At 62.3% G+C, this 10,999-nt stretch carries 13 protein-coding genes; all 13 read right to left on the bottom strand.

Annotation, left to right across the window (positions count from 1 at the left end):
- Positions 1 to 120: 120 nt before the first annotated feature.
- On the bottom strand, positions 121 to 1,443 hold the full coding sequence (gene hisD, locus AC07VY_RS19845) for a histidinol dehydrogenase (RefSeq protein WP_495098882.1): 1,323 nt from the start codon (positions 1,441 to 1,443) through the stop codon (positions 121 to 123).
- A 5-nt stretch (positions 1,444 to 1,448) separates the two neighbouring features.
- On the bottom strand, positions 1,449 to 2,099 hold the full coding sequence (gene hisG / locus AC07VY_RS19840) for an ATP phosphoribosyltransferase (protein WP_495098883.1): 651 nt from the start codon (positions 2,097 to 2,099) through the stop codon (positions 1,449 to 1,451).
- A complete protein-coding gene (gene murA / locus AC07VY_RS19835) occupies positions 2,096 to 3,376 on the bottom strand; it encodes a UDP-N-acetylglucosamine 1-carboxyvinyltransferase (protein WP_495098884.1) in 1,281 nt (426 codons plus the stop codon). The genes hisG and murA overlap by 4 nt, the downstream gene beginning before the upstream one ends.
- A gap of 19 nt (positions 3,377 to 3,395) precedes the next feature.
- Positions 3,396 to 3,638, bottom strand: a complete 243-nt coding sequence (locus tag AC07VY_RS19830) for a BolA family protein (protein ID WP_116605720.1) — start codon at positions 3,636 to 3,638, stop codon at positions 3,396 to 3,398.
- A gap of 16 nt (positions 3,639 to 3,654) precedes the next feature.
- Complete coding sequence (locus AC07VY_RS19825) at positions 3,655 to 4,410, bottom strand: ABC transporter permease (protein WP_116605719.1); 756 nt, start codon at positions 4,408 to 4,410, stop codon at positions 3,655 to 3,657.
- Positions 4,407 to 5,345 carry an ABC transporter ATP-binding protein gene (locus AC07VY_RS19820; protein WP_495098885.1) on the bottom strand — a complete coding sequence of 313 codons (939 nt, stop codon included), beginning with the start codon at positions 5,343 to 5,345 and terminating at the stop codon, positions 4,407 to 4,409. The genes AC07VY_RS19825 and AC07VY_RS19820 overlap by 4 nt, the downstream gene beginning before the upstream one ends.
- Positions 5,346 to 5,425: 80 nt before the next feature.
- Positions 5,426 to 5,692: an STAS domain-containing protein gene (locus AC07VY_RS19815; protein ID WP_495075180.1), complete on the bottom strand. Its 267-nt coding sequence runs from the start codon at positions 5,690 to 5,692 to the stop codon at positions 5,426 to 5,428.
- Between the two features lie 2 nt (positions 5,693 to 5,694).
- Complete coding sequence (locus AC07VY_RS19810; RefSeq protein WP_495098886.1) at positions 5,695 to 6,336, bottom strand: MlaC/ttg2D family ABC transporter substrate-binding protein; 642 nt, start codon at positions 6,334 to 6,336, stop codon at positions 5,695 to 5,697.
- Positions 6,337 to 6,461: 125 nt separating this feature from the next.
- A complete protein-coding gene (locus AC07VY_RS19805) occupies positions 6,462 to 7,184 on the bottom strand; it encodes an MlaA family lipoprotein (protein WP_495098887.1) in 723 nt (240 codons plus the stop codon).
- A 25-nt stretch (positions 7,185 to 7,209) separates the two neighbouring features.
- Positions 7,210 to 7,710, bottom strand: a complete 501-nt coding sequence (gene mlaD, locus AC07VY_RS19800) for an outer membrane lipid asymmetry maintenance protein MlaD (RefSeq protein ID WP_495075177.1) — start codon at positions 7,708 to 7,710, stop codon at positions 7,210 to 7,212.
- Between the two features lie 9 nt (positions 7,711 to 7,719).
- Positions 7,720 to 8,502 (bottom strand): lipid asymmetry maintenance ABC transporter permease subunit MlaE, encoded by a 783-nt coding sequence (gene mlaE / locus AC07VY_RS19795; RefSeq protein WP_495075176.1) that lies wholly within the window; start codon positions 8,500 to 8,502, stop codon positions 7,720 to 7,722.
- A complete protein-coding gene (locus AC07VY_RS19790; protein WP_495098888.1) occupies positions 8,499 to 9,341 on the bottom strand; it encodes an ABC transporter ATP-binding protein in 843 nt (280 codons plus the stop codon). Before AC07VY_RS19790 ends, mlaE begins: the two co-directional genes overlap by 4 nt.
- 169 nt (positions 9,342 to 9,510) lie before the next feature.
- Positions 9,511 to 10,989, bottom strand: coding sequence for a glutamate synthase subunit beta (locus AC07VY_RS19785; protein WP_495075174.1), 1,479 nt, complete (start codon positions 10,987 to 10,989; stop codon positions 9,511 to 9,513).
- Positions 10,990 to 10,999: the final 10 nt, after the last annotated feature.

Here is a 10,999-nt window from a genome sequence, read left to right as displayed (position 1 = left end):
CTGCTGCGCGCGGCTGTGACGACCCAGCCACTTCCATTGACTGTTCTTCGATACTCTGAGGCAAGTAGCTAATCAGGTATTTTTATGTCCAGAAAATGGGCCTATTTTTCCAAGCCTGGCTTAGGCCTTATCCAAGCGCATCTCGGCAGCCTGGGCGTGGGCCTGCAGGCCTTCACCATACGCCAGCTCGGCGGCTATCGGACCCAATAGCTGGGCGCCGGCCTGGCTGACCTCGATGATGCTGCTGCGTTTCTGGAAGTCATAGACCCCCAGCGGGCTGGAGAAGCGCGCGGTACCCGAGGTGGGCAGCACGTGGTTCGGCCCGGCGCAGTAGTCGCCCAGGCTTTCGCTGGTGTAGGCACCCAGGAAAATGGCGCCAGCGTGCTTGAGCAGCGGCTCCCAGCGGTGCGGGTCGTTGCTGCTGACTTCCAAATGCTCGGGCGCAATCCGGTTGCTGATCTCGCAGGCCTCTTCCATGCTGCGGGTGTGGATCAGCGCGCCACGGCCGGTGAGGCTTTTGGCGATGATCTCGGCGCGCGGCATCTCATTCAGCAAACGGTCTATGCTGGCCTGCACCTGGGCGATGTAGCCGGCGTCGGGGCATAGCAGAATGCTCTGCGCCAACTCGTCGTGCTCGGCCTGGCTGAACAGGTCCATCGCCACCCAGTCGGGCGGCGTCGTACCGTCGGCCAGCACCAGGATTTCGCTGGGGCCGGCAATCATGTCGATGCCCACCGTGCCGAAGACGCGGCGCTTGGCGGCGGCCACATAGGCGTTGCCCGGGCCGGTGATCTTGTGCACGTTCGGAATGGTGGCCGTGCCGTAGGCCAGCGCGGCCACGGCCTGGGCGCCACCGATGGTGTAGGCGCGGGTCACACCGGCCACGTAGGCGGCGGCCAGCACCAGCGCGTTCTTCTCGCCGCGCGGTGTTGGCACGACCATGATGATCTCGGCCACGCCAGCCACGTGGGCGGGAATGGCGTTCATCAGCACGCTGCTGGGGTAGGCCGCCTTGCCGCCGGGCACGTAAATGCCGACGCGGTCCAGCGGCGTGACCTTCTGGCCCAGCAGAGTGCCGTCGGCATCGCGGTAGCTCCAGCTCTCGCCCGAGGCCTTTTTCTGCGCCTCGTGGTAGGTACGCACCCGGGCGGCTGCCGCCTGCAGCGCGTCACGCTGGGCCGTGGGAATGGCGTCGAACGCGGCTTTCAGTTCGGCCTGGGTCAGCTCCAACTCTGCCAACGAAGTCGCGCTGAGTCCGTCAAAACGGTTGGTGTACTCCAGCACCGCCGCGTCGCCGCGCAGCTGCACATCGGCCAGGATGTCGGCGACGGTTTTTTCAATCACCGTGTCCGCATCGGCAGACCAATGCAGGCGCGCCTTGAATTCGGCCTCAAAAGTGCCGCTGGCGGTGGAAAGACGGGCGGGAGCAGCTACAAATGTCATAGCGATCAAGTTCCAGAGCGTTCGGCGACGGCCTTGGCGAAGGCATCGATCAGGGCACGGATGGGCGCCTGCTTGAGTTTGAGCGCGGCTTGGTTCACCACCAGACGCGAGCTGATATCCATGATGCGCTCCACCTCTTTCAGGTGATTGGCCTTCAAGGTGTTGCCGGTGGAGACCAGGTCGACGATGGCGTCGGCCAGGCCGGTCAGCGGCGCCAGCTCCATGCTGCCGTAGAGCTTGATCAGGTCCACGTGCACGCCCTTGGCGGCGAAGAATTCGCGTGCAATTGCTACATATTTGGTAGCTACGCGCAGCCGCGAACCCTGCTTCACAGCCCGTTCGTAGTCAAAATCGGCGCGCACCGCCACGCTGATGCGGCACTTGGCGATCTGCAGGTCCAGCGGCTGGTAGAGCCCAGAGCCGCCGTGCTCGATCAAGGTGTCCTTGCCGGTGATACCCAGGTCGGCGCCGCCGTTTTCCACATAGGTGGGCACGTCGGAGGCGCGCACCAGCACCACGCGCATGCCGGGCTGGTTGGTGTCCAGAATCAGCTTGCGCGAGGTTTCGGGGTTGTCCAGCACCTCGATATTCGCTGCGCGCAGCAGCGGCAGCGTGTCGTCAAAAATGCGGCCTTTGGAGAGGGCGAGGGTGATCATGCTTTCACTCTTTCAATGTCCGCGCCAATGCCGCGCAATTTGGCTTCCATCTGGTCGTAGCCGCGGTCCAGGTGGTAGATGCGGTCCACCATGGTCTCGCCCTCGGCCACCAGGCCGGCGATCACCAGGCTGGCGGAGGCGCGCAGGTCGGTCGCCATCACGGTGGCGCCCGACAGCTTGGCCACGCCCTCAGTCACGGCCACCTTGCCGTCGATCTGGATGTGCGCGCCCAAGCGCACCAGCTCGTTGACGTGCATGAAGCGGTTTTCAAAAATCGTCTCGGTGACCTTGCTCGGACCCTGGGCCACGCAGTTCAGCACCATGAACTGGGCCTGCATGTCGGTGGGAAAACCCGGGTATTCGGTGGTGCGGAAGCTCTGCGCCTTCAGGTGCGTATGCGCCGGACCGGCAGACTGCACGCGGATACCGTCAGTCTCGGGGGTCACGGTCACGCCGGCCGTGCGCAGCTTGTCGATCACCGCGTCCAGATGGTCGGCACGGCCATGCTGCAGCAGCACGTCGCCACCGGTAACAGCCACGGCACAGAGGAAGGTGCCGGTCTCGATGCGGTCCGCCACCACCTGGTGGCTGCAGCCGTGCAGCTTTTCCACGCCCTGGATACGGATGCGGTGCGTGCCATGGCCTTCGATCTTCGCACCCATCTTGATCAACATCTCGGCCAGGTCGGTGATTTCAGGCTCCTGGGCTGCGTTTTCCAGAATAGTCTCGCCCTCGGCCAGGGCCGCAGCCATCAGGAAGTTCTCGGTACCGGTGACGGTCACCATGTCGGTGGTGATATGGCAGCCCTTGAGGCGGGTCCAGCCCTTGGGCAGCTTGGCGATCATGTAGCCGTGTTCGACCACGATCTCGGCGCCCATGGCCTGCAAGCCCTTGATGTGCTGGTCCACCGGACGCGAGCCGATCGCACAGCCGCCGGGCAAGGACACCGTGGCCTCGCCAAAGCGCGCCAGCAGCGGGCCCAGCGCCAGCACCGAGGCGCGCATCGTCTTCACCAGCTCGTAGGGGGCTTCGGGTGACGACAGGGCGCCGGCATTGATGCTCACCGTGCCGTCTTCAGAGCGCTCGGCCGTCACGCCCATGTTGCGGATCAGGGTCAGCATGGTGGCCACGTCCTGCAGGCGCGGCACATTGGTCAGTGTGACGGGCTCGGCTGTCAGCAGCCCGGCGCACAGTTCGGGCAGGGCGGCGTTCTTGGCGCCGGAGATGCGGACCTGGCCTTGCAGGCTGCGGCCACCGCGGATGAGTAATTTGTCCATGGAATGCGATCAGTAGGGTTTAGCGGGGCAAGGCGGCCCACTCGGCAGGCGTATAGGTCTTCATCGACAGCGCATGCACTTCGTCGGTATGCATTTTGGCGCCCAGCGTGGCATAGACCCGCTGGTGGCGCTGGATGGCGCGGCGGCCCTCGAACTCGGCCGAGACGATGGTGGCGTACCAGTGACGGCCATCGCCTTCGAGTTCGATGTGCTCGCAGGGCAGGTGCGCGGCGATGAGGTTTTGCAGTTCTTCAGCAGTCATGGGAGTATTTTTTTAATTAGCCGCGGATCTTGTAGCCTATGCGCAGCAGGTTCACGGTGATGGCGCTGACCACAACCAGCGCAGTGCCGACGATGCCCAGGCTGATCCAGGGCGATACGTCGCTGACGCCAAAGAAGCCGTAGCGGAAGCCGTCGATCATGTAGAAGAACGGGTTCAGGTGGCTGACGGTCTGCCAGAACGGCGGCAGCGAATGGATGGAATAGAACACGCCGCTCAGAAAGGTCATGGGCATGATGACGAAGTTCTGGAACGCCGCCATCTGGTCGAATTTCTCGGCCCACAGGCCGGCGATGATGCCTAACGTACCCAGCAGGGCCGCGCCCAGCACCGCGAACACGATGATCCACAGCGGGGCCACAAAGCTGGCACCGGTGAAGATCGCAGTCACCGCAAACACCCCGGCGCCGACCAGCAGGCCGCGCGCCACGGCCGAGCCGGTATAGGCCCAGAACCAGCCCCAATGCGACAGCGGGGTCAGCAGCACGAACACCAGGCTGCCCATGATCTTGCTCTGGATCAGCGAGGACGAACTGTTGGCAAAAGCGTTTTGCAGCACGCTCATCATCACCAGGCCGGGCACCAGAAAGGCCGTGTAGTTGATCGTGCCGTAGACCAGGGCCTTGCCTTCCAGCACATGGCCGAAGATCAGCAGGTACAGCACGGCGGTCAGCACCGGCGCGCCGACGGTCTGGAAGCCGACCTTCCAGAAGCGCAGCGATTCTTTGTAAAGCAGGGTTTGCCAGCCGGTCATACCGCCACTCCGTTGGCCACATAGCCGTTGGTCATCACGTCGAGGAATACGTCTTCCAGATCGGCCTTGCGAATTTCGACATCTTCTGCTGTCAAACCTGCCTCACGGACAGCCGCCAAGTAGCGTTCGATCTCGGCCGCGTTGTGCGCAGGGAACTGCACGATGCGGCCGGTAATCCGGGCCTGCAGCGCCAGAGCACTGGGGAGTTCGCTATCGACTTTGAAGCGCAACACATTGCTGGAGGCGTTTTTCAGCAGCTCGCTGGTGCGGTCCAGCGCCACCACCCTGCCCTGCTTGAGCATGGCGATGCGCGAGCACAGGGCCTCGGCTTCTTCCAGGTAATGGGTGGTCAGCAGCACCGTGTGGCCCTGCTTGTTGAGTTTGGCGATGAACTGCCACAGGGTCTGGCGCAGCTCCACGTCAACGCCAGCCGTGGGCTCATCGAGCACGATCACCGGCGGCTTGTGCACCAGGGCCTGGGCCACCAGCACGCGGCGCTTCATGCCGCCAGAGAGCTGGCGCATATTCGAATTTGCCTTGTCGGCCAGGCCCAGGCTTTCCAGCAATTCATCGATCCAGGCGTCGTTGTTCTTCACGCCGAAGTAGCCCGACTGGATGCGCAGGGCCTCGCGCACATTGAAGAACGGGTCGAACACCAGCTCCTGCGGCACTACGCCCAGTTGGCGGCGCGCGTTGGCGTAGTCGCTCACCACGTCGTGGCCGTGCACCAGCACCTTGCCTCCGGTGGCACGATTTAGTCCGGCCAGGATGCTGATCAGCGTGGTCTTGCCCGCGCCATTCGGCCCGAGCAGGCCAAAAAATTCCCCCTGGGCGATATCGAAGCTGACGCTGTCGAGGGCGGTGAGGGGGGGATTTTTAGCGCCGCGGGGGCTGGCGTAGGTCTTGGAGACCTGCTGGAAGGAGATGGCTGGCATGGGCCGGTGATTTTAACGGCTAGGCCCGGCCGCCGTCGGAGCAGGGCTTTCCGCCCGGCGGGGCAGTTTAGGACGTGTTCTTAGGCCGCCGGCAACAAGCCCGCTACGCCGTATAGTCCCGCCAAGTCCGCCAGGCGTTGGGGCAACCCACGCACGGCGAAAGAACGGCCCAGACTGAAGCTCTCGCGGCGGCATTCCAGCAGCACGGCCAGGGCGGACGAATCGAAGCTGGTCAGTGCCGTGGCGTCCACGACCACCGCACCGGGTTGCGAACGCAGGCCCTGCAGCAGCATGTGCAGGGATGCGGTCGCCTGTGCGTGGGTCAACTCAACGGGCAAGACCAACACACTCAGCCCTTTTTGGCGTTGGTCTGGTTGCGCGTGGTCAGCGTGGTGATCAGACCGTCAATACCCTTGGCGTTGATCTCGGACGCGAACTGACTGCGGTAGGTTTCCACCAACCAGACGCCCAGCACGTTCAAGTTGAATATCTTCCAGCCTGCGCCGTCGCCAGGGGTCTTTTCCAGACGGTAGTCCAATTGAATAGGATCACCATGGCCTTTGACCTCGGTGCGCACGACGACTTCCTTGTCGTCCGCAGCCGCGCGGAAGGGTTTCAGGCTGATTTCCTGGTCATTGGTGACCTGGGCCAGGGCGCCGGAATAGGTACGCACCAGCAGAGTCTTGAACTCATCCTGCAAGCGCTTTTGCTGCTCGGGCGTGGCTTGACGCCAGCCGGGGCCGACGGCGGAGGCCGTCATGCGCTGGAAGTTCACGTTGGGCATGATCTTGGTATCGACCAGGCCCATGATCTTGTTCACATTGCCCTGCTGCAGGCTTTTGTCCGCCTTGATGGTGTCCAGCACATCGGTGGAGATGCGCTTCACCAGGGCGTCTGGCGCCTCATCGGCGGCAAACACCTGCATAGACGTGGCAGACGCCACAGCGAACACTACACCAACGGCCCAGTGGCCCAAAGAACGACGTTTCATACACTCTTTCTCTCAGCGGGAAAAGCCCGCACCTCAATAATGGAACGGCCTACCGATGGGTTGACCCAGACGGCGGCAGTGGCGTGCAATTTGCACAAGGCTTACATAGCAAGCCTTAAAAATACCTATTTGGGCGCATCCGCCGACGCATCTGGCGGATTGCCGTCATACACCTCATTGGTGCGCAGCTGCAGGTAGAAATCGCGGGTGAACGTATATTTGTCCAGCGCGGCATCTTCCAGCGCAGCGGTGGCACGCAACAGATTGGCCCGTGTGTCGATCAGGCTCAGGCCATACAAGCGATCACGGTCACCCGAGTGCGGCACGGCGTTCAGCATATTGCCCTGGGCATCCACCGGCAAGGCAGCGGCATCACGTATCGTGGATGGGCCCAGCAGCGGGACCACCAGATACGGGCCGGACGGCACGCCCCAGCTGCCCAGGGTCTGGCCGAAGTCTTCCTTATGGCGCTCCAGGCCCATATCGGTCGCCAGGTCAAAAACACCGCCTATGCCGAACACGGTGTTGATGCTGAAGCGCATCCAGCTCTCCACCGCGTTCTGGCCCTTGCCCTGCAAGGCGTTGTTGGCCGTATTCCAGACTTCGCCCAGGTTGGAGAAGAAATTACTCACCCCGGTGCGCACCAGTGGAGGCGTCACCTTGGTATAGGCCGTAGCCACCGGTTTGAACACCGCGTTGTCCACGACTTCATTGAAGCCATAGATCTTGCGGTTCATCGGCTCCAGTGGATCGCGTGGATTGGCCTGCGGGCCTGTGGCGCATGCAGACACCAGAGCCAAAAAGCCTCCAGCACAGGTATATCGTGCGTATCTAGCTATATTTTTCATAGTAAACAACCAAGCTTGTGTATTTTTATTTTTTGGGTGCGGACGCCGGAGCGGCTGCCGGCGTGGACGGGCCATCGGCTGCTTTGCTGTACAGGAACTGGCTGATCAGGTTTTCCAGCACCACGGCGGATTGCGTCGTGGAAATCGTGTCACCAGCCGCCAGCGTCTTTTCTTCGGCACCGGCTTCTATGCCAATGTACTGCTCACCCAGCAAGCCACTGGTCAGAATTTTCAGCGAGCTGTCTTTGGGAAAAGCGTAACGCGTATCCATGGACAAAGTGACCTTGGCCTGGAAAGATTTGTCATCAAAAGTAATGCTCTCGACCCGACCCACCACCACGCCAGCACTCTTCACCGCTGCCTTGGGCTTGAGGCCGCCGATATTGTCGAACTTGGCACTCACGGTATAGCCGGTCTGGAAATTCAGCGACAGCAGATTGGCCGACTGCAGGGCCAGAAACAACAAGGCCACCGCACCCAGCAGCACAAAAAAACCTACCCACACATCGTTTTTCGAGCGTTGCATAAAACTGCCTTAAATAGAAAACATGGTGGCGGTGAGCAGGAAGTCCAACGCAAGCACCGCCAACGAAGCCACCACCACCGTGCGCGTGGTCGCACGCGACACCCCTTCGGGCGTGGGCTGGGCCTCATAACCTTGCAGCAGCGCGACAAAGCTTACGGTGAAGCCAAAAACCACACTTTTGATCACGCCATTGCCGACATCCTTGAAGACGTCTACGCCCCCCTGCATCTGGCTCCAGAAAGCCCCGGCGTCTACCCCAATCATCAGCACGCCCACAATCCAGCCGCCAATAATGCCTACCGCACTGAACAAAGCCGCCAGCAAAGGCAGGGTGATCACACCCGCCCAAAAGCGCGGCGCAAGAATACGCTGCACGGGGTCCACGGCCATCAGCTCCATGGCGCTCAGCTGCTCACCCGCCTTCATCAGGCCGATGCCGGCCGTCAGCGAGGTACCGGCACGCCCGGCAAATAGCAAAGCCGTGATGACCGGCCCCAACTCACGCACCAGGCTCAGGGCCACCAACAGGCCCAGGGCCTCCGAAGAACCGTAGCGCTGCAGCGTGTAATAGCCCTGCAAGCCCAGAACAAAGCCGACGAACAGACCGGACACACCGATCAGCGCCAGCGAATAATTGCCCAGAAAGTGGATCTGGTCACGCACCAGGCCAAAGCGCTTGAGCGAGCCCCCCAGCGACGCCAGCAGGCGCAGAAACAAACGCGTGCCGTGGCCGATGTCGGCCAGTTTGGAACGCACCGCGAAACCGACATCCGATGGCTTGTACCAAGTCATGGCCGGCCTCCTGCGCGCGGCACCGTACGCAAGCCGGCGCCGAAATCCTGGTCCACGGTCGGGCCAGGGTAATGAAAGCGCACCGGGCCATCGGGCAAGGCATTGATGAATTGGTGTACCAGAGGGTCGGTACTGGTACGCACCTCATCCGGCGTGCCCTGGGCCACGATTTTCCCGTTGGCCAGCACCACCACCTTGTCGGCAATATGGAAGGTTTCGTCCAGATCGTGCGAGACGATGACGCTGGTCAGTCCCATGGTGTCATTGAGTTCACGGATCAAACGGGCCGAGGTGCCCAGAGAGATCGGGTCCAGACCGGCAAAGGGTTCGTCATACATCACCAGATCCGGGTCCAGCGCAATCGCGCGGGCCAGGGCAACGCGGCGGGCCATGCCACCCGACACCTCGCTGGGCATCAGGTCGCGCGCACCGCGCAGGCCCACCGCGTTAAGCTTCATCAGCACGATGTCGCGCACCAGCGCGTCGGACAAATCAGTGTGCTCGCGCAATGGGAAGGCCACGTTGTCGAACACCGTCATGTCGGTAAACAGCGCGCCGAACTGGAACAGCACACCCATGCGGCGCCGCGCCGCGTACCAACCCGCCTGGTCAAATGTGGCAACGTTCTGGCCGTCCAGCAACAGCTCGCCCGACTGGGCCTGAATCTGGCCGCCGATCAGGCGCAACACGGTGGTTTTACCGCCGCCGGAGGCCCCCATGAGTGCCGTCACCTTGCCGCGCGGAATGCTCAGCGTGATGCCGTCCAGTACCGGGCGCTCCCCATACCCGAAGGTGAGCTGGCGTATTTCAACGAGGTTGTCTGGTGTGGCTGTGGTCATAGAAAGGCAAAAGCCGGAACGCTTCCGGCTTTTGCATGATAAGGGATAGTCCTAGGGCTTGGCCTGTAGCGCCTAGCAAATCCATACATACTTGTATGTATGTATGTAAAGCCCAACACCCCGACATCCATAATGGAGTGCAGCCAATGGCTGCACTCCATCTGATTTTTTAGCGAGGCAGATCGCTAAAACCCATCAGGAACTCGTCAACGGCACGAGCCGCCTGACGCCCCTCGCGAATCGCCCACACCACCAGGCTCTGGCCGCGGCGGATGTCGCCGGCAGCAAACACCTTGGGCACATTAGTGGCATAGCCGCCGGTAAAGTCGGTATGCGCCTTGGCATTGCCACGGGCATCTTTCTCAATGCCAAAAGCGTCCAGCACGCTGGCGACGGGGCTTACAAAGCCCATGGCCAGCAGCACCAGGTCGGCCTTCATGGTGACTTCGGTGCCGGGGATTTCGACCAGCTTGCCGTCCTTGAACTCGACGCGCACCGTCTTCAGGCCGGTGACCTTGCCTTTTTCGCCGATGAATTCCTTGGTGGAGATGGCGAATTCGCGCTCGCAGCCTTCTTCATGGCTGGAACTGGTGCGCAGCTTGATCGGCCAGTAGGGCCAGGTCATGGGGCGATTTTCTTCTTCGGGCGGCTGGGGCATGACCTCGAACTGGGTCACGCTGACCGCGCCATGGCGGTTGCTGGTGCCCACGCAGTCGGAGCCGGTGTCGCCGCCGCCGATGACGATGACCTTCTTGCCATCGGCACGCAGCTGGCCTTTGACCTTGTCGCCGGCGTTGACCTTGTTCTGCTGGGGCAGGAATTCCATCGCGAAATGGATGCCGTCCAGATCGCGGCCGGGCACGGGCAGGTCGCGCGATTGCTCGGCGCCACCGGTCAGCACCACGGCGTCGAAGTCTTTTTGCAGCTGCTCAGGGGTAACGGTGTCCTTGGCCCAGTTGGTGACCTTGGAGCCCTTGCCCAGCGGGTCTTTGGCGGCGCCAACCATCACGCCGGTGCGGAAGGTCACGCCCTCGGCGGTCATCTGCTCGACCCGGCGGTCGATGTGGCTCTTCTCCATCTTGAAGTCGGGGATGCCGTAGCGCAGCAGGCCGCCGACGCGGTCGTTCTTCTCGAACAGGGTCACGTCGTGGCCGGCGCGCGCCAACTGCTGGGCCGCGGCCAGGCCGGCGGGGCCGGAGCCGACCACCGCCACCTTCTTGCCGGTCTTGTGCTTGGCGACACGCGGTTTCACCCAGCCCTCGTCCCAGGCGCGGTCGATGATGGCGTGCTCGATGGACTTGATGCCCACCGGCAGGTCGCTGACGTTCAGCGTGCAAGCCGCCTCGCAGGGCGCGGGGCAGATGCGGCCGGTGAACTCGGGGAAGTTGTTGGTGCTGTGCAGCACCTCGATGGCGTTTTGCCAGTCGCCGCGGTACACCAGATCATTGAAGTCGGGAATGATGTTGTTGACCGGGCAGCCGTTGTTGCAGAACGGAATACCGCAGTCCATGCAGCGCGCGCCCTGGATCTTGGCCTGCGATTCGTCGAGCCCGACGACGAATTCCTTGTAGTGTTTCAAACGCTCGGCTGGTGGCTTGTAGCCCTCTTCCAGCCGGCCGTATTCCATGAAGCCTGTGACTTTTCCCATGATTGAATCC

This window comes from Rhodoferax sp. GW821-FHT02C08 (genome assembly GCF_059421805.1).
Note: the sequence above shows the minus strand (reverse complement) of the source record. Positions and strands in the feature narration are given on the sequence as shown.

Bases quoted from the DNA above. Each gene is read 5' to 3' on its own strand.
- AC07VY_RS19785 (WP_495075174.1), bottom strand. From the start codon at position 10,989: ATGGGAAAAGTCACAGGCTTCATGGAATACGGCCGGCTGGAAGAGGGC.
- murA (WP_495098884.1), bottom strand. From the start codon at position 3,376: ATGGACAAATTACTCATCCGCGGTGGCCGCAGCCTGCAAGGCCAGGTC.
- AC07VY_RS19790 (WP_495098888.1), bottom strand. From the start codon at position 9,341: ATGACCACAGCCACACCAGACAACCTCGTTGAAATACGCCAGCTCACC.
- mlaE (WP_495075176.1), bottom strand. From the start codon at position 8,502: ATGACTTGGTACAAGCCATCGGATGTCGGTTTCGCGGTGCGTTCCAAA.
- hisG (WP_495098883.1), bottom strand. From the start codon at position 2,099: ATGATCACCCTCGCCCTCTCCAAAGGCCGCATTTTTGACGACACGCTG.
- mlaD (WP_495075177.1), bottom strand. From the start codon at position 7,710: ATGCAACGCTCGAAAAACGATGTGTGGGTAGGTTTTTTTGTGCTGCTG.
- AC07VY_RS19810 (WP_495098886.1), bottom strand. From the start codon at position 6,336: ATGAAACGTCGTTCTTTGGGCCACTGGGCCGTTGGTGTAGTGTTCGCT.
- AC07VY_RS19830 (WP_116605720.1), bottom strand. From the start codon at position 3,638: ATGACTGCTGAAGAACTGCAAAACCTCATCGCCGCGCACCTGCCCTGC.
- AC07VY_RS19820 (WP_495098885.1), bottom strand. From the start codon at position 5,345: ATGCCAGCCATCTCCTTCCAGCAGGTCTCCAAGACCTACGCCAGCCCC.
- AC07VY_RS19805 (WP_495098887.1), bottom strand. From the start codon at position 7,184: ATGAAAAATATAGCTAGATACGCACGATATACCTGTGCTGGAGGCTTT.
- AC07VY_RS19825 (WP_116605719.1), bottom strand. From the start codon at position 4,410: ATGACCGGCTGGCAAACCCTGCTTTACAAAGAATCGCTGCGCTTCTGG.
- hisD (WP_495098882.1), bottom strand. From the start codon at position 1,443: ATGACATTTGTAGCTGCTCCCGCCCGTCTTTCCACCGCCAGCGGCACT.